This window comes from Chryseobacterium tagetis (assembly GCF_016735585.2).
Lineage (GTDB): Bacteria > Bacteroidota > Bacteroidia > Flavobacteriales > Weeksellaceae > Chryseobacterium > Chryseobacterium tagetis.
The window spans coordinates 152,960-171,695 of record NZ_JAERSE020000005.1 but is presented as its reverse complement, the minus strand read 5'-3'; the positions used below and the strand labels follow the sequence as shown (position 1 = coordinate 171,695).

Genomic DNA, 18,736 nt, shown 5'->3' with positions numbered 1-18,736 from the left:
GTAAGGGGTGGGAAAAGGATATAGTAGGTAGCTACTCCAAATCTTTACAAAAATTTTTAGATTTGACTACAGGAGATTTTATATATAGATTTGGGTAAATAAGACTATAAATATTATATAAAAAACGACTAATATTAGTAAGAAATAATTAAGAACCCAAATAACAACAAAAGAATGTTCACTAGTAACTTTAAAGTTGTATCTTATCTTAATATTATTTTAATTTTAAAATGACACAATACGATTTAAACATCTTTTCTCCAAGTGAATTTGAAGAATTCTGCAGAGATATATTACAGGTCAAACTAAATATATTTATAGAATCATTTAAAACAGGAAAGGATGGCGGTATAGATTTAAGATTTTCAACTCCTGAAAATAAAAATGTTATTATTCAATCTAAAAGATATAAGGACATCACATCTTTAAAAAACAATCTGAAAAAAGAAGTTCCAAAAGTAAAAAAACTGAATCCCTCATCTTATATAATTACAACTAGTATTGGACTATCTCCCTATAATAAAGAGGAAATTAAAAAACTTTTTGAACCCTATATAGAATCAACAGAAAATATATATGGAAAAGATGATTTATTAAATATTCTAGCCCAAAATAAAAAAATTGAAGAAAAATATTATAAGTTATGGATTGCTAGTACCACAATACTAGAAAAAGTAATCCATAACAAAATCTATAACCAATCACAATTTGAACTACAAGAAATTAAAAACCAAACAAAATTATTTGTTCAAAACGAAAGTTTTCATGAAGCATTAAAAATATTAGATAAATATCGTTACATTATAATTTCGGGAATACCTGGAATTGGAAAAACAACATTATCCAGAATTTTAACACAATATCTTCTTTCAAATGGATATGATGAATTTATTTATTTAAGTGATAAGATTGATGATGGCTATACTTACTTTAAAGAGGATAAAAAACAAGTGTTTTTATTTGATGATTTCCTTGGTAAAAATTTTTTTGAGGCAAAAAGTCTCCAAAAGAATGATGATAAAATAGTAAAATTCATTAATAAGATTAAAGACTCTCCTGATAAAATATTAATATTAGCTACAAGAGAATATATATTAAATCAAGCTAAAGAAGTTTATGAGGCATTTAAAATACATGATATAGAAATTGCAAAATGTATAATTGATTTATCAACATATACAAAAATAATTAAAGCGAAAATTTTATATAACCATCTATTTCATGGACAAATACCTGAAGAATACCTCAACAATTTACTTGAATTTGATAATTATAAGAAACTAATTAATCACACCAATTATAATCCTAGAATAATCGAAACTTTTATTAAGCAAAAGATTTGGAATAATTGTAAGCCAGTACTTTTTTTTAACACTATTAAAGGGTATTTCGACAATCCTCAAAGTGTCTGGTTGTACAGTTTTGAAAACTCTTTAGATAAGTTTTCTCAATATACACTTCTAGTTCTATCAACACTTGGAAATCCAGTATTATTGACAGATTTGGAAATAGCTGTAGAAAGTTTTCTATTGAAAAATTCTAAATTAGGAATTAATTTTGATTCGTTGACTTTTTCCAAATCAATAAGAGAATTAGAAAATACTTTTATAAAAACAATTCTAGACAAAAAAGGGGACATTGTTATTGAGTATCAAAATCCTTCTATCTATGATTTTTTGGTAAATTATTTAAAGGACAAGAATAAAATAATAGATGATTTAATAACTTCTTTTATTTTTGTGGACCAATTTCAAACAATATTTTCTGGACAAGAATTATTTGGTAAGATAAGATTAAAGCAAGAATTAATAGATAGTCTAGCAGATAAATTAATAGAGCTAGAAAACAACTACAAAACCTGTAGAATTTACAAAATTGAAGTTAATGGTTTACAATTTACTAAAAATTATGATTATATATATGGATTTATTAACTATCTAAATACTCATTATTCCATATATAATAGAAAAATAAAAGAATTTATTTATAATAGTTTTAATCAACGACTAATTTTTACAGGCTACAGTTATCATTCAGATTATTTAAACCTATTAGGAACACTTGAATTGTCAAAATTTAAGATTGATAAATATCTAATTTTAGATTCCTTTCTCATTTACAGTTATTCAATTTATCATTTAGAATTATTTGAAAGCTTTTTTTCTATTTTTCCAGAAAAATATCAAGAATATATTAATTCAACTCGTTTTTTTGCATTAGCCCATAGATTAATACTGGAAGAAAATATCAAGGATGAAGAAACTATCTATTACAAAGCTACGTTAGAAACAGTTAATGCAAAATATAATTTAGGTTTAGAAAATCACATAAACGAAATTGAGATATTATCAGCCCAATTCGACAGCTACATCAATCATGAAATAGATATTACAAGTAACATGAAAAGTGATGATTATTTTACAGATAACTTAAACGAAGATGTAATAATTAAAGAAATATTCAATGGCTTAAAAGAACTATAACTATCTTCTGAATTAAGAATTCATTTTTTTATATATTTGTGCTTAGAATTTTATCGAAAAATATAAAGCGTTAGCTTTTATTCTGTAAACAGAAATCTGACAGTTTCAATTATAGCACAGAATAAACAGTTGATGCCCCACGTCTGGCGTGTTGGGCAATTACTTGTTTGTGCTATTAGGTTTTGTCAGAACCTCTGTTTGCAAATTGAGTTTAGTCCTTCACGCTTTTTGCATTTATTAACCTTCACTTTAGGGGCTGAGTGAGTTGACAAATCACTTATGAAGAAACTTTTTATTTCTCTCCTGCTGTTCGTGGGTATAACAGTATTCTCACAGGAAAAATTTGATTGCAACAATCTTTGTAAAACAAATTATCTCAACAAGTATTATCAGTTACGAGAATACGGACTTAAATACAAGTTCAAAAATGGTGATGAAGTAATTCCAGTATTAATTTCAAAGACATTTAACGAAAGTAGTTTGAGACAGATATGTATTGACGCAGCATATCAAGACCATAAATTCGGTACTGAGAACAGTTACAAACTGTATCGTGACAACATCCAAAATATATCCCGAGAAGTATTTATGAATGATTATGATTACTTCCAGATATTCTTAAAAATGATTTCCCACTTAGAAAACAATTCTAACTATATAAGAGTGAGATAATCATGGAAAAGAAAACTATTCAAGTAGACAAAAACATACCTAAATCAATATTGATAGGTTTTGTATTAGCTTTTTTGACTGTTTTTGCAGTAGAGCATTTTAGTACATTTTCATATATCCCCAATTTGAATATACCAACTACTGATAGTAGCGGAAAGATTATTTTAAGTGGAACATATGACCCGACCACAACACCAGTAGCTACATTACATCAAACAACACCTTTTGGAACAAAAATAAACCTCCCGACAAACGGCATGATGTGCAGTGAGCTAATGTATGATTCTGAGTTTAAAAGTTATTCCAATAAAGGAGTATTGTATGCAAAATCTGTTTTTAGTGATTATAAATATCTCCTGCTATTTTGGTTAGCATATACTCTTATTATCCTGTTTTTCAAAAAATACCGCTTAAAGGTTTTGATTCTGATACTGCCAACTTTAAGTATGAGTTGTGACAAAACTAAACAAGAACCAATTGGAAGCTGTATAAGACCCATAGACACGGCAAAAACCAATGCAAACAACGACCATACGACAATACCTCAAAACACGCTTAAAACAGCAATAAAACACTCGTTTGTAGTCTTCAAAGTAAAAGATAAATACTTTGGGAAAGAATCTGTAATTGTAACAGGAATTTTTAACACACCTTATAATATTAGCGAGGATAAGGAATACATGATTTTAGATGATACACAGGCTAAATGCCACGCTTATTTGTTCGACAAAAACATTATTGAGAGATACATGATGAGATTTGACAGCTATGCAGAAGCAAGTCAGGAAAAAGAACGAATCTCTAACATCCGCAATACCACAACTAGTCAAGCTTCCGCAAAAGAAAAATGGTCACCCAAAACCTTGACCAAAGAAGAACAGGAGCAAATAATCAAAGATTGGAAAAGCATAACACCTGAAGAACATAAAGAAGCTGAAAGAATGCAAACCGAATATGAAATCTGGGAAAATGAACAAAAAAGAAACTACAATTAATCTCAAAAATAAATCAATTATGAAAAAACTATTTTTTACACTACTACTAGCAATAACACCAGTATTATTTTTTGCGCAGGAAGAAAAACCGAAAGAAACTGCAAAAGAATGTGATTTGCCTAAAGATTTCAAAGAGCCAATTAAAAATAACAGATTAAAAAAGTTCGTGGCAATTGACAACGGAGTTGAAGAAAAAGAAGTAATCATTATCAGAGCCCAAAACGGCCTAGGTAGTGGAATCTATACGGCTTGTGTAAAAGGAAAGCCTATTAAGTATCAAAAGATAGGAACGGTTTTTATGCGTGAAGGTAATAATCCTTTTAAAAATAATTAACAATGAGAAGCCTCTTATTTGTTGTATTACTTATTTTATCTGCAATATATTTCGTGCAAAATTCCAGATAAGAACAGAGTATGCCAAATGTAGGCAGATATTGAACCGAATCGTGTATATTAAAGAAAATATTAATTATAATAGCCACTAATACCTATGGACAAGGAATTATAATTCAGATTCGTAGAAAACATACAAAATCCTTGATTTCAAACCAATACAATATATTGACAGTTAGGTATAGGCTTCATAATCAATCTTAGATATAACAATTGGAAGCACATTTATAGCAAATATTAATTATAGCATTAGCCTTGACCATAATGGTTGAGGCTTGTTTTATATCCCTTCTTTATTTGAAGAAAAATCAAAATTAAATATTAAATAATTTATTAAAATAAATTCGTAATTTCATAGGAAACTAATAAAAAACGCCATGAAAACAATTTTAAGCATCTTATTTACTGTATTGTTGTTCTATACTGCAACTGCTCAAATTTCTAGTTTTAAAATTAATCCAAGTAATTCAATCCAAGCATTAAGTGTTGAAACTACCGAATCAGTCAATTTAAATGGGAAAAATAAAAATGTATATAAAACTATAGAAATTATTGAGTATAATTATTATTCCAAAGAAAAAGAAAATAAAAAAAAACTTTTGACAAAAATAACTGATGAATTATATATTGATTCTAAAGCAAGTACCTCTAATAAATTTGATAAAGCAAAGATAAAAGCTAAGGCGGATAGTATAAAAATATTAGAAACTGAGATTTCAAAAATTGAAAATACACAAGACAGTCTTTATATGATTTATACTAAAGAATTTATGGCTACTAAGAATGTAAATTTTTTAAATTTTGGGGTTAAAAAATCCCAAGCCTTTTTTGATGTTGTACATGGAAATACAGGGAAAACTTTTAGAGCACTTGGAAATACAGGATTAAACTTTGGAAATGAAACTGCATCATTATATTCAGAAATTGTAAGTGCAAACTTGGGTGTGATGAGGGTGAGTTTAGGAGCGATGATTGCCAAAAGTTCAAATAAAGATAGTATAGCTGTGAAAAATAATGAAGCTTATCAAAGACTGATTAGCAATGGGGGTAACACTGTGCTAAATTTTGAATATCCCTTAATATATATACATTCTAAGAACAATAAATATAATTTTATAACAACTTTTAATACCAAAGGTACGGCAGACATACCAGCTTTTGGAACAAGTACTTCAAAATGGGCTGGAAGTGGTTCATTTGGATTAAATTTATATGGAGAGGCAACGACCAATAAAAATGAAATAAGTTTTTTTGCTAACTTTAATATGAACATGTATTTTGGAACGAATACATTTAGGGATAATCTAGGTATTTTAAATAATAATTTTACATTTGGTCAGCTATCTGCAGGGCTAATATTTCTTCAAAATTTTAAAATTTCTTTTATTATTGCTACATTAACTTCAGAAGGTAATCTTAGAAATAGAAGTGTAACTGTAGGTGGACAAGTAATAAGATAGTTTTACAAATCAAAAATAACAATATTGTTAATAATTTAAAAACCTAACTGGATTTAAATTATTTGTTTGAATTCGAAAACAGTTATTGTTCTTACAAATATCAATTTATAAACTTTTCTATCAAAAAATAAGTTTAAGATATAATTAATATATAATATAACCATGACTACAACAATTGAAAAAATTAAAAAGATTCTAAAATCAGAATTTGAAAACGAGCTTTTTGACGCCAGTTTAAAAAATCTAGAAGACAAGAATAATAAACTTAGATATCATAATTTTTCCTATAGTATAAGAGAGCTATCAAGACATTTTTTAAATTCATTAGCTCCAGAAGAACGTATATTAGATTGTAGCTGGTTTAAAGTTGAAACCGACAATGGGAAGCCAACAAGGGGGCAAAAAATAAAATATGCAATTCAAGGAGGTTTAACCGATGAAAATCTTATAAATATGAACTTTGATATAGATGAATTGAAATCTACTATTAAAGAAGTTAAAACTACTATTGATTCATTGAGCAAATACACACATGTGAATCCCGAAAGTTTCAATTTAACAGAAAATGAAATTGAGTCAAATAGTCAAAAGGTTTTAGAAACTTTTGAAGCTTTTGTTGAGACAATTGATAATTATCGGGAAACCTTAAAAGATTTCTTAGATGGTAAAATTGAAGACCATATGATTGATACAGTTATTTATAATTCATATGAAAATATAGATTCATTAGCACCACATTATTCTTTGGAGTATAGTGAAGTGTATGAATATCATATCAGCGAAATAAATGATAGGGAAATTATTGTAGATGTTTTTGGCTCATTATCTGTAACACTTGAATATGGCTCCAGAAGTGAACGTGCTATTGGTGATGGTTTAGATATTGGTGAAAGTTTTCCATACGAAACTCAAATAAGATATAAAATTTCTGATAGATTTCCATCCGATGAATATGAAGTCGATTCCTTTGATGTAGATACTTCAAGTTGGTATGGAGATGATGATATCACTGATGAAGAATTAGATAAATTGATTGAAAAAGAGGAATAGTACAGCTTGCCATGAAAATACTTTTTGAAAATTATAAAAATTTACTCGAAGCAAGATTAAATCACAAAACGTTATTATCAATTGGAGAAGACAGCATTAGATATGATTTTTTTATTGCCTTATTGAAAACATATAATCTAGAGCCGTATCAAATTGAAGTAGAAACTGCCCTTAATTCAAAATGCTTCGTACCTTATTTAAATGAAAAATCTAAAAGAAATGAAAAGCCACTGATTGATTTAATTCTAAACACACCAACGTTAAAGATTTGTGCTGAATTTGGTTTATTTAGACAGAACACTAATGAAGAGGGCACAATAAATAAAACAGCAAGAACTATAAAAATGGTAAATGACATGATTAGAGCTTCTTTGCATTCAAAATTTGAAAATAGCAGAGGCTTTTTCATTTGTGTTGCAGATTATAAAATGATTGGACACAAAATGCAAAATGACTTTATTGATAAATTTCCATCTGATTATCTCATAACAAAGGATTTTATTACACATCAGTTGAAGCAAAAAACAAATAAAATTGACAGTAGATTTTTAGCTGTTTTTTCTCCATTAAATAAAAATATAAAATCCAATATTGTCTATAATGAAAAACTTAAAGCTATAAATATAAAAAAAGAAACTCGGTTAATTATTTGGGAGGTTATTATTGATAAATAAAAAAGAATCATTAAATTATTTTATTCACTAATTGCTATGTATATTGAACAAAACATTTATTCCATTGATTTTGCTAAAACCAAAGTAATTTGGTTTGCTGACATGCCATTAATTGTACCTGAAACACTAACGTTTGAACAAGAAAAATATATAAAAGCTGCATTAAGAACTTTATTTTATGGAAATACTTCGGTTGATAATATTTTAAAAAGTAGTTATTTTAAAGATAATGTTGAAATCATGCTTCAAAATAAAAGGAATTATGAAGAAAGTGACCTTAAAGAATATGATGATTTGAGAAATACTTTTTTTGAATTTCAAGAAAAAATATATCTTAAATACAAACAAATATTATATAATATCAACTTTGAGAAAAAAAGCGTTGCATATTTTCATTGTGGTTTAATTTATAAAAAGCTTGATAGTAATTTCAGCGCACTAAGAATGTTGATTAAGTATGATTATATTTATGAATGTTATGCGATAATTCGACAGATGATTGAACAAATAGCTTTTGCATATGATACACAATTTAGAAATGAAATAAAAGATTTTCAATCACCAACAAAATCAATTTCTAAATTAAAAGAATTCTATCCAAGTATTGGCATTCTTTATGGAGAACTTAGTTCAAAAACTCATATTGATTCTTCACAATTCGCAAACCATTATTATGTCAATCTTAAAGATGAAAAGGAGTCTGGAGTGATTCTACGGTCTAGAGAGAAAACATTTTTAATATGTCATCGAGCATTGATTATGTTAGACTTATATTCTTGTGTTTTTGAAAATATATTTTATAATGAAATTGAAAATTTTTCATGTATAAAGAAAAACAAAATGCTCCTAAAAAAGAGAGATACAAGAAATTTTATCAACATTTTTGGAAAAGCTTACAGCAAATTAATAAAAAAATATTTTTAAAGAAAATTAAGTCAGCCAATACAATGTTTCAATAAAGTAACAGTCAGATTAAGTATTGGCTAATTCAAATTAATAGGTAAAATCTAAATTTCTTTAAATTTCTTTTTTTCATAATTTATGAAAATATCATTAGTATATATCTTTTCATTTCTAATATAATCAATAACTTGTTCTTCATTTAAATCTGGTGGAATTAATTTTTCTATTTTTTTTAAAGCAGAAGAAGGAATTCCAAATTCACTTAATAATGATAGGTTTTCCCGTAAAAAATCATTCTCTATCTGATTACTGTAATAGTTGTAATTTCCTGGTCTAACTCCATATTCATTACAAATGCATTCCTGAATTGAATTTATTACTGATAACCATTTAGGAATTTTATATTCAAACCAGTGTTTTTGAATTTGAAAGTTCATAAGAATAAATTCCTCCTCAATTTCAAAATTACTTTTTGACGAATACTTTTTTCCGTAATTGAACTTTCTTATTTCCTCAATTTCATCTTTACTCTTATCTTTATTGTCTTCATAAAAATTAATGCATTCTATAACATAATCAATATCATTATTAATTAAGACTTTTATACTATTATGATTCCCATAACCAAATGTTTTATTAACTAACCTTCCTATTCCTAAACTTTTTGATTCTGTTTTTTTCATTAAGTAATTCCATCCTAATGTCAAACAATATTTTAATTGTTCGTAATTTGGATATCTTGTCCAGCTAATTAGTGGGTAAACATTTTTAAAGTTAACTCTTATTTCCTCAAAAATATTTTTTTGACCAAAAACCAGTACCCCATTATCTCTTATTATATTTCTTTCGTTTTCGGGAATTTCTAAAATAATAGAATATTGTTTAAGATTTTCATCTTTAACTTCATTGTATTCTAAATTTATCAAAATTTCATCAGATATAGGGTTCTGCTCGTAAAATGGTATATCTACAATTACTTTTTCATCTTCTGGAACTAAATTAAAATTAAAAATCTTACCAATATAGTGAATCATCAGTCTGCCAGCACGTCCTTTTATATTAGAGTAATCAAAAAAGTCGATTTCAACATTATTACCTTTAGTTTTATCAAAATAAATTATATTTTTAGCACTAGTATTAACCCCTTCAATAATGGTGCTCGTACAAAAAAGAAACTTTAGTTTATTTTCGTTAAAATATTCTATAATAGTATTTGTTATATGTTTTTGTAAAGCCCCATCATGGATACCAATTTGATTGTTAAGTAAATCAATTAATGACCATTCTGTTGAAATATTAATTTCAATCCATTCAATCAAATCAATTTCTACATATTGATTTAAATTTACTTGGTTCTTTAATAAAAACTCAAGAAATTTTAATGATAAATATCTTACTCTAGCAGGTGATGAGCAGTATATTATAGATTGTTCATTTTGTAGTGATAATAATAACTCAAATAGCACATTTTCTTTGTATTCCTTATATTTAATTGGCTTGTCAAAAAAGTCTTTCTGAGGTTTATACATATCAATAACTTTAGTGTCAACTAATGAAGATTTTGTTCGATAAAATATTGCATTATATTTTTCAGCAAATCCTTCTGAAATAGAATCAATATTCGGCCCTAGAAGATAAAATTTCGGATTGAATGTTTTTAGTATATAATTAAAAGCATTATTTAATGAATCTGCACGTTCATCGTCTCTTTTTGCACTTAATTTATAAAATTCATCTATTATGATTAAATCAACATTAGTAAACTGTCTATATTCATTGACTCTTTCCGCAGTTAATAAGAATAAGTTTTTTTTATCAGCACTAGGAGTTTGTGTAGTGCGTACAATTATTTTATAATTTTCTCTATATTTTAAAAGCTTTTTTCTTGTTTCATCTAGTAGAGCTAAAGTAGGTTGAATAATTATAATATTTTTATACTTTAAAGTTGCTACAATTTCTTCAATTAAAAGACTTTTGCCAAAACTAGTAGGTGCACTTACTATAATATTTTGAGTATTGTTTAGAAGTGATAATAAATATTTTTGGTCTTCGTGTAGTACCTTTCCAATATTAGAGGAGGAATGATATGCATTTCGTATCAGCGCATCTGTAGATGTTAATTCTAAATTTTCTTTAGATATATATGGATAAAATCCAATTCCTTCTATCAAGTCAGCTAATATTGGATTAAGTGAACTGTCGAATTTAGATAGATTAGCTAAAACATTAACTAGAAGTTTTTGCGAACTACTTTCATCTGTTGTGATTAAATCAGAAATTATTTTGAAAATTTTAAAAGTATTTTCAAAATCAATAAGCTCCTGCGTTTCTATATAATTAATTATATCCTCCATTATTCTCCAATAGATTGTAATAAAGATAATTTATGATGTAATGCTTTTACCATCTCTTTCTTATTCTGTATAGGAAATAATATTAGAATAATATTAAGATTTGTTTTAAAAGGATGGTCATTATTATCATCAAAATATTTTTTTAAGGAATTCATTTCTTCTAAATATTCAGTTACAAATTCATCTAATATTTCGTCGTCATATTTTGAAAATAAATCACACTGGTATGTACATAATAAAGGAATATTAATAGTTTTTAGTTTTTCAATAAGAGCTCCAGAATTAGTAAGAGTGTTAAGCCAATAATCCATATTAGGAATATTATTTAAGTGTTTTAATTTTTTAGATATTAAAATAAACTCCGATTTTAAATAATCTGATTTAAAATGTTCTTTGATATCATTAATTAATTCCTTAATCCCTTTTTTACTATTAGTGTAAAGTTTAGATTCTCCTAACCACAATGTCCCATTATCTTCTTGGATATGCACAGAATCAAATCCATGTACAGCATGACCAAGAGAGTCTTTAAAATAAATTTTTGATAAAAGTGGTACGGTTTTATAAAAATCCCGTAATAATAGATGAAGTATGAGCTCCCCAAATTCCCCACGTTTTAAATATTTATCCTCTAAATCGTCATCAATTTCTCCACCATTATCATAAATATCTTTAACTTTCTGAAATGCGTCTATCTTGTAAATTGATATAGCAGCATCAGTAAGTTTATTTAGTGTTTGGGTATTATCCGTTTGTGTGTCTTCATGAAAGCCGAAAGCAAATTCATGTATCACTTCGGTTAATTTTTTAACTAATGGCTTGAGTCTATATACTTTCCCACCATTATCATCTAAATCAAAACCTACTAAAAACGTACTAAAGTCTACCTCATTTATTTTGTGAGTAATAATATTTTCTGAGCCAAAAGGTGTTTTATACATTTGATTAACATGTTAATTAGTTTATTAAAATTATTTTTTCTTATAATTGAACAATTTTGACTCATAGATTAAAGGATATTCCGAAACAAGATATTGAATTACTAGTCTTTTCTGGTCCCCATCTTGATATGCTATTAACTCTCCTTTATTATTGAAATTTAATCCTTGTTCAGGAATACTAATTGAAGTTAGTAGCTGTCGATTAAATTTATCAACAATAAATTCATTGTCATCAACAATTAAATCATTTAGCAAATTGTTCAGTTCATTATCATCCATTATTTTTTTTGTAGCTCCCATATATTTTTTATTCTAAATATTTATATTTTATCACAATTCAAATCAACGAAAAGCTCTAATAATCAAATATATGAAATTGAATTATTGATTATTATAAATCATTGAAATAACATTTAACTTTATTTAAAATAATCACTGTTCTACGCCAAATTCAAACCGACTTATTCTTAAAATGCATAACAAAATCAAACTTATTTTTTTCAAATTATAATCAGATAATTTATAAAAACCATGGGCTATATCATTTCTAATATTAAGACCTTGCCTTGTAAAAACTAATTTAAACAATTCTATCTCAGCTTCTTCATAAGTTTCTTTTATCACTTTATGTTCCAGCATTTCTTCTAACAAAATTTCTTCACTAATTCCATTTTTTATTTTTATTGTTGTTCCGCCACATAATCTTATAAAGTCTCTGAGAATACCTTCAAATTTTAATGTCAAAGAATCAATACTCAATATAAATGAATCAGTTTTAAGTTTATTATGAATAGTCTGATATTCAAACAAACTAAAAAAATTATACAAACCAGGTTGAAGTAAGGTTAACCAACTTTCTTCAATTTCAATATCCCCTTTGTAAAATTTGGTCGGTTGGCCTATCCATGTTCCTTTGAGAAAATTACTGAAATTTTGATAATTTAAATGCCCATTGAGAATTGATTTATAAAGTGTTTGTTCAAAGATTGGCATAAAAAATAAACTATAATAAGTTGAAATATTTTCACTGAGACTATTTCTACTTTTCTTTTCATTAGCATTATTATTTATATCCATCAATATTGTTGTGAAATGACCATCAAACAAAGATTTATTCCCTTTTTCTGTTGTTACTGTATGTAGATTATCAAATTGAGTTGCAAAATATCCAATGATATATTCTGCACTTAATGTTGAAAGAAAACTACTTTTAGAATCAATGATTTCCCATAATATTTCCAAACCTTTATTAGTTTCACTGGACATTGAAAAATCAACTTTATTAAGATTTACATCGAATTTGATTTTAGTTAATTCTTCTAAAGTTTGTTCACTATCAACAGTCTTTCCTGCTAGCTTTTCATAATCAGCTTTTTTTCTTAATAAATTGAGCTTAACAAAATCATTTTCTTTTCTATGATTAATTAAGACGTTTTCATTTTCAGCCATCAGTGAATATAATTCTTTGATAGGTAGTTTTGCTTTCTGAATTAATGGAATCAATATCTCAAATCCGTATTGGTTTGGAAAATAATATTGTATCTCAAATTTTATATAATCCCTATAGTCTGAAAGTAATGTTTTTAATAATATCGATGAAATCAGTTTATTATCGACTAATTGTTCTAAATAGGAATAAAAATCATAAGGAGTTGAGATATTATTTTTAAAATTCTGGAGATAATTTAAGTATTCTTCTTTTCTATATTTAGTTTTTTCTACAATTTTTCTACAAATCAGAAATAATTCATTTGCATCTCCAAATGTTATATTTTTAGATTTAATTTCTTTTTTTAAGATATTAAAAGTTTTGTCAAATGCTATTTTTGAATATTCTTGATTTTTAGTCTTATTCCAAAGGATAATAAGGTATCTTATTGTAATGTAAGTGTTTTGAGTATTTTCAATCCTTTCTTTTATATAATCTGTTTCATAATCAGAGAATAATTCATCAAAGACAATTTCGGGAGTAAAAAATCTACTTATAAGTTTGCCTTTATTGAACATTAGTGAAAGAATTTTTCTTTCAATTTTAATAAGTTCTATCTCTTCATCATTTAATATCTCACCAAACTTAATTTCAAGAACATAATCAGTGTCTTTTGCATTAATATCCTTAGTAAGTTCAAGTTTTTGATACAGTTCTTTTAGGTTAGCTTTTTCCATCATTTTTTAAATTGGTCATCTAAAGTAAATAATTGCATGCTTCCAAGTTCATTAGAGTTATATTCCTTCTTACCTTCCTCGATATTAATGAATAGAGAAGTATATATTATTGCAGCTCTAATTGTTTTCATTAGTTTAAATGTTTTATCTATGAAGTCATTTCTGTCTATAACGTATGTAAAATTATCTTTTGGGGTTCTTGAGTTTTCAAACTCTACAATCTTAAATGATTTATGTTCTATAAAATTTCTAATTGTAGATAGCTCTTTAGCTTCTGGTTCTAGAAATGAATGTAAATCTTCTTTTTCAAAAAAGTCTTTATAAAGCCAAAACAATCCTCTTAACGCCCAATTTTGACTTTCCATGATTATTGGATTTGGCTTTCCTTTCACATACCATATTTTTCTATAATTTACCTCTCTAGATTCAAAACCTAATTTTAAATAGGTATTTATTAAATAGGCTATTTTGTCTAAAATAGAATAAAATGTTCTAAATGCTATTTTACTTTTTTCAAGGTTATAAGAATATGTTGAATAATCAAGAATATCTATGATAGCATTTTCTCTATCAGAGAAATGAGGTTCTTGATTAGTAATAGAATCATAAAATAAATATCTTGCAGAACAAAACTCTTGCTTAATTTGATTAAAAAACGAATGATAATTGTAAATCTCTAAATCTGCTTTTTTTACAATAATTGTTGGGAGACACAATATGTCTTGCGCAACAATGTCATCATTTATAATATCATTTAGTGGATTTAAGAATAAACTATTATTGATACACCATTTCCTATAGTTTTTTTCTTCTAAACTTTCTCCTAAAGAATAATTGTCAAAAATATTTTCAGAATTTAAAAATGTATTATCTACTTTTTCTTCTATCCAAGAAACAATTTGTGAAAACGACATTTTAGCTTCAGGATAAATATCATTTAACATTATTGCTTTCTTTAAGTAATTATATGATTCTTTTAAGAAGTAAGCTTTGTGAGAATCATCATAGAGAACTTGTGCATAATGAAATAATCCAAATCCAAGATTCCCTGTTGCCATTGAGAAATCTTCTTTTATATCTAATGCTCTTTGCCAAGAATCTATTGCTTCTGAGAATCTTCCTAAATGACTTAAATCATTTCCTAAGTTTGTTAGTATTTCACATTTTCTATATATATTTTCTGTATCTATAGAATACAATAAAGCCTTTCTGCAATTTAGAATTTCTTGAATTAACTCTTCGTTTTCAAACTCCCAAAATTCTGGAGAATTTAAATTTTGAATCATCATTTTTTTATAAGACCAAGCATTTGATAAATTATAATAAAATGTCATTTTATCATCATCTGTAAAATTATCTAGAATAATCGTAGACGATATTTCAATCCCTCTTTCTAAATCCTTAATGGCATTTAGTTCTCTTGAGTATTCATAAATAGTACCTAAAATTAGATTAATTTCATTGGGTGTTTTTTCATTTATATTATCTAACTCTAAAAAAGTTTTTAACATATTTTTCATAAAAATTTAGATTTAATCAAAAATACTACACGATTACGCACTGTATCTACATACTTTATAAATTATCTCTTAAATAATAAAGAGTCCGTATCACAGCTAGTGAAAACGGACTTATTTTATAATTTTTCAACCTTCTATCAGAATGGTTTTCATTTGAATGATTCACGACTCACATAATTGAATTGTGAAACTAATTCTTTTTAACAAGATATCTTATTGACTATTTTTTCTTATAATAAGTCTCTGAATATTCAGTCCACAAAGAATTTAAATCTAGCTTATGAGAATCCAAGAAACTGTTTATCTTCAAATCAGTAAGTGATTGAAGGTCATAATTTGAAAACTCTTTAAAGAATGATTTTACATTAGTTCTCAGAAATCTAAGCTTTCCTTTTCGTAAAATCTCGACATCATGAGTAAAATTAGCATTAAAAGCCAAATTCTTTGTTGGTATTATCAAAATTCTTTTGACAACTGCATCACCATAAATATCTTGAAACCATCCACAATGAGAATTCATCTGACTAGCTTCACTTTTATTAATCTCTTGCCTACCTCCATCAACCTCACTTTTACATTCAAAAATAAAATATTTATTACCTACCCCACACCATAAATTATCTGGACCCGTTTTAAACTCTTTGTCTGGCCTTTCGCTTAAAAAACCTAGCATTAAACCCAACTCTCTAAATGCAGCTTCAAACTTATCAGAATCTGTACCGAACTCTAAATCGGACAATACTCCATCTACTGAAATCATTAAGTCTTGGTAGCTTTCAAAGTCAGATAAATAATTTTTAATTCTTACTATCCTGTCTTCATTAATAAAATTTATTTTTTTATAAGTTATTCCTTCTTTAGGTTTTAATAATTCATGATTTTTTAAAAATGCTGATTTCTGTAGATTATTTGACTCAACCTTACTAGTAAAATATTTATAGCGTGCCATAATCTGGAGATACCACCCTCTTTCACTATCGTCAAAACAAAAATCATCTACTATTTTTTGAATTTTGCTTGCTGCTCTTTCATAGTCTCCAATAAACCCTGCAAGATATGCATCTCTTTCAAGAACAAGCATCTCATAAATATTAATATTTTCTTGAGAATCAATTACCTTATTCATCTCCTCCAAATAAAACTCTTTCCATCCTTCATCCCGTTGTAGACTTTGTAGCATTAGCCCCTTTAAAGCATCAATAGGCTTAGTATTATTTGAAATATCTTCAATTGCCATTTGAGCAATATCAAAGCCTATTTCTATTTGTTTTCTTGTTTGGGCTGAAAAGTATTTGCTAGTTCTTGAACTTTTTATAAATTTCACTAAATCCGCGCCAATAATAATTATAATACTATAGTCTTTTTCTCCTCTAACACTTCTGCCTAAACCTTGTTCTATTTTTTGAGCAACCTTTATATTTACTAAGTCACTGGTAATTCTGTTTGATTCCTCATACCTATCAGATAAGGAATAAAAATATGGTTTCCCATCTATTAATAAAACTCTACACACTTCATCAGGCAAATCAATTCCATCATATCTATTTGCAAAAACAACAGAATTTTCAAAATGACCTTTTTTTAAATCTTTAACAACCTCCTCAATTTCTTCACTTTCGGGAGATATAGCTCCTAAATCTCTATATGTTGTTGTCTTAGAAAAAGAAGATACTAAAGATACAATTCCATAATTTCTCTTAAATGGAGGTATTAAACCATTGACAATTGTAGTATAATCAAGAGAATCATCCATTAATGAGGGAATTAAGAGCATTTTTTCTCCAGACCACTTTTGTTCACGATTTTCAAGAGGTTTTTTTACTGCATCAATATCAAAACCTAAGCCTTTAATGAAAAAAGAATCGTCTTGCGTAGTAGCAGACATCAATATTCTCTGCTCTGCTTTATGAAAAGAAGAGAACTTTTCTATTGGTATGTGCATAGGACTAATTTCTAATACTTGCCCCGAAATAAATGCTTGACAATTAGTAATATTATCTTTAATAAATGACCAAGCAAATTTTATTTTATTATCATCTCTATTTTCCGATAAAATTTGTAAAATTTCATCGGATTTATCAATCCAATTCCAATAGGGGATGGGTAAAAAGGAATTATAATCACCATTTTCAATTTCTAGAAATGTACCATGCCCTTGCTCAGGTAAACTATCACTAAACAGATTAAATATTCTTTTATAAACTGTATGACTTTTACTGATTGAAATTGTGAAAGAGTCTTTAATAGAATCTATACAAGCATGAGAGTCATCTAAAATTATAGTATTAACATGTATGTAATCATTTCCTAATCCAAATATCGTTTTACCATTGAAAACTTTCTGGACATGCGTTATCAATATCTTATTTCCTTCAATAAAGTCGTTAGGTAATGACCCATCTTCTTCAATTGAGCAAAAAGGAATACCAAATTTTTTCGCATCTTTTTTTACCTGATGTACAAGATATAAATTCGGACATATATACAAGCAAGGACCTTTACCAGAATTAATTTTTGACATTAAAATTAGCAGTCCAATTAAAGTTTTCCCTTCCCCTGTATGTAGCTTAATAATTAAATCTCTATCATTTAATCTTTTTTCAAACCATTCTGTCAAAACTTTATATTGAGCAGGCCTTAAAGGCCCCGCAATACTTTGTCTATCAAGAGTTGAATATATCTCTATTGGATTTGTTCTTTTTTCAATATCAGGTTTATTTAACCTTTTCTTAAAGTCTACCATTGTTATTAGTTTTTTAAACTCAAATATAAAAATTTAACCTATACCCTTTTTATGGGAAACCACATTTTATAATATTAGCTCCAAACTTTTGGGTCATATTTGGAGCATAGCCAATCTAACGGATAAATATTTCGTATATCAATCCATAAATTTTGTCTACATCAGATTTTTTTATAATCAAACAGTAATGAAGTATAAACATGGGGATTTTAATTTAAAACATATAAAAATTCTCCGAAACCACCACGAATAAAAAGATTGTTATAAAATCTCGAACATTATACCCATTATACTAAATTTTATTCTGAATACTTCTTTTATTATTTTACTTTTTAATTTCTTTCTTATTTCTCTTTATATATTATTAAAACAGGGAAAGAGG

14 protein-coding genes are annotated in these 18,736 nt (G+C 26.8%); 8 read left to right on the top strand and 6 right to left on the bottom strand.

Annotated elements, in window-relative coordinates:
* Window positions 1–230: 230 nt before the first annotated feature.
* The 8 genes from JI747_RS17570 to JI747_RS17535 all read left to right on the top strand — a co-directional run bounded on the left by JI747_RS17570 (window position 231) and on the right by JI747_RS17535 (window position 8,651).
* A complete protein-coding gene (locus tag JI747_RS17570) occupies window positions 231–2,483 on the top strand; it encodes an nSTAND3 domain-containing NTPase (RefSeq protein ID WP_225690176.1) in 2,253 nt (750 codons plus the stop codon).
* A 279-nt stretch (window positions 2,484–2,762) separates the two neighbouring features.
* On the top strand, window positions 2,763–3,155 hold the full coding sequence (locus JI747_RS17565; RefSeq protein WP_225690175.1) for a hypothetical protein: 393 nt from the start codon (window positions 2,763–2,765) through the stop codon (window positions 3,153–3,155).
* A gap of 2 nt (window positions 3,156–3,157) precedes the next feature.
* The gene (locus JI747_RS17560; RefSeq protein ID WP_225690174.1) at window positions 3,158–4,150 is read left to right on the top strand and encodes a hypothetical protein; all 993 of its coding nucleotides are present in this window, start codon (window positions 3,158–3,160) and stop codon (window positions 4,148–4,150) included.
* Window positions 4,151–4,169: 19 nt separating this feature from the next.
* On the top strand, window positions 4,170–4,484 hold the full coding sequence (locus JI747_RS17555; protein WP_225690173.1) for a hypothetical protein: 315 nt from the start codon (window positions 4,170–4,172) through the stop codon (window positions 4,482–4,484).
* Between the two features lie 436 nt (window positions 4,485–4,920).
* On the top strand, window positions 4,921–6,003 hold the full coding sequence (locus JI747_RS17550) for a hypothetical protein (RefSeq protein WP_225690172.1): 1,083 nt from the start codon (window positions 4,921–4,923) through the stop codon (window positions 6,001–6,003).
* A gap of 162 nt (window positions 6,004–6,165) precedes the next feature.
* Complete coding sequence (locus JI747_RS17545; protein WP_225690171.1) at window positions 6,166–7,053, top strand: pPIWI-associating nuclease domain-containing protein; 888 nt, start codon at window positions 6,166–6,168, stop codon at window positions 7,051–7,053.
* Between the two features lie 11 nt (window positions 7,054–7,064).
* Window positions 7,065–7,727, top strand: coding sequence for a hypothetical protein (locus JI747_RS17540; protein ID WP_225690170.1), 663 nt, complete (start codon window positions 7,065–7,067; stop codon window positions 7,725–7,727).
* Window positions 7,728–7,763: 36 nt separating this feature from the next.
* Complete coding sequence (locus JI747_RS17535) at window positions 7,764–8,651, top strand: hypothetical protein (protein WP_225690169.1); 888 nt, start codon at window positions 7,764–7,766, stop codon at window positions 8,649–8,651.
* Between the two features lie 83 nt (window positions 8,652–8,734).
* Here the strand turns inward: JI747_RS17535 and JI747_RS17530 are convergent, their stop codons facing one another.
* From JI747_RS17530 to JI747_RS17505, 6 genes are all read right to left on the bottom strand, one after another.
* Complete coding sequence (locus JI747_RS17530; RefSeq protein WP_225690168.1) at window positions 8,735–10,984, bottom strand: DEAD/DEAH box helicase; 2,250 nt, start codon at window positions 10,982–10,984, stop codon at window positions 8,735–8,737.
* On the bottom strand, window positions 10,984–11,925 hold the full coding sequence (locus JI747_RS17525; protein WP_225690167.1) for a HamA C-terminal domain-containing protein: 942 nt from the start codon (window positions 11,923–11,925) through the stop codon (window positions 10,984–10,986). The genes JI747_RS17530 and JI747_RS17525 overlap by 1 nt, the downstream gene beginning before the upstream one ends.
* A 30-nt stretch (window positions 11,926–11,955) precedes the next feature.
* Entirely contained in the window at window positions 11,956–12,225 is a 270-nt protein-coding gene (locus JI747_RS17520; protein ID WP_225690166.1) for a hypothetical protein, read from the bottom strand.
* Between the two features lie 132 nt (window positions 12,226–12,357).
* Complete coding sequence (locus JI747_RS17515; RefSeq protein ID WP_225690165.1) at window positions 12,358–14,094, bottom strand: DUF4209 domain-containing protein; 1,737 nt, start codon at window positions 14,092–14,094, stop codon at window positions 12,358–12,360.
* The gene (locus JI747_RS17510; protein WP_225690164.1) at window positions 14,091–15,611 is read right to left on the bottom strand and encodes an LA2681 family HEPN domain-containing protein; all 1,521 of its coding nucleotides are present in this window, start codon (window positions 15,609–15,611) and stop codon (window positions 14,091–14,093) included. The genes JI747_RS17515 and JI747_RS17510 overlap by 4 nt, the downstream gene beginning before the upstream one ends.
* Window positions 15,612–15,831: 220 nt before the next feature.
* Window positions 15,832–18,354: a DEAD/DEAH box helicase gene (locus tag JI747_RS17505; protein ID WP_225690163.1), complete on the bottom strand. Its 2,523-nt coding sequence runs from the start codon at window positions 18,352–18,354 to the stop codon at window positions 15,832–15,834.
* Window positions 18,355–18,736: the final 382 nt, after the last annotated feature.

Bases quoted from the DNA above. Each gene is read 5' to 3' on its own strand.
- JI747_RS17515 (WP_225690165.1), bottom strand. From the start codon at position 14,094: ATGATGGAAAAAGCTAACCTAAAAGAACTGTATCAAAAACTTGAACTT.
- JI747_RS17550 (WP_225690172.1), top strand. From the start codon at position 4,921: ATGAAAACAATTTTAAGCATCTTATTTACTGTATTGTTGTTCTATACT.
- JI747_RS17565 (WP_225690175.1), top strand. From the start codon at position 2,763: ATGAAGAAACTTTTTATTTCTCTCCTGCTGTTCGTGGGTATAACAGTA.
- JI747_RS17510 (WP_225690164.1), bottom strand. From the start codon at position 15,611: ATGAAAAATATGTTAAAAACTTTTTTAGAGTTAGATAATATAAATGAA.
- JI747_RS17570 (WP_225690176.1), top strand. From the start codon at position 231: ATGACACAATACGATTTAAACATCTTTTCTCCAAGTGAATTTGAAGAA.
- JI747_RS17535 (WP_225690169.1), top strand. From the start codon at position 7,764: ATGTATATTGAACAAAACATTTATTCCATTGATTTTGCTAAAACCAAA.
- JI747_RS17555 (WP_225690173.1), top strand. From the start codon at position 4,170: ATGAAAAAACTATTTTTTACACTACTACTAGCAATAACACCAGTATTA.
- JI747_RS17520 (WP_225690166.1), bottom strand. From the start codon at position 12,225: ATGGGAGCTACAAAAAAAATAATGGATGATAATGAACTGAACAATTTG.
- JI747_RS17545 (WP_225690171.1), top strand. From the start codon at position 6,166: ATGACTACAACAATTGAAAAAATTAAAAAGATTCTAAAATCAGAATTT.
- JI747_RS17560 (WP_225690174.1), top strand. From the start codon at position 3,158: ATGGAAAAGAAAACTATTCAAGTAGACAAAAACATACCTAAATCAATA.
- JI747_RS17505 (WP_225690163.1), bottom strand. From the start codon at position 18,354: ATGGTAGACTTTAAGAAAAGGTTAAATAAACCTGATATTGAAAAAAGA.
- JI747_RS17525 (WP_225690167.1), bottom strand. From the start codon at position 11,925: ATGTATAAAACACCTTTTGGCTCAGAAAATATTATTACTCACAAAATA.
- JI747_RS17530 (WP_225690168.1), bottom strand. From the start codon at position 10,984: ATGGAGGATATAATTAATTATATAGAAACGCAGGAGCTTATTGATTTT.
- JI747_RS17540 (WP_225690170.1), top strand. From the start codon at position 7,065: ATGAAAATACTTTTTGAAAATTATAAAAATTTACTCGAAGCAAGATTA.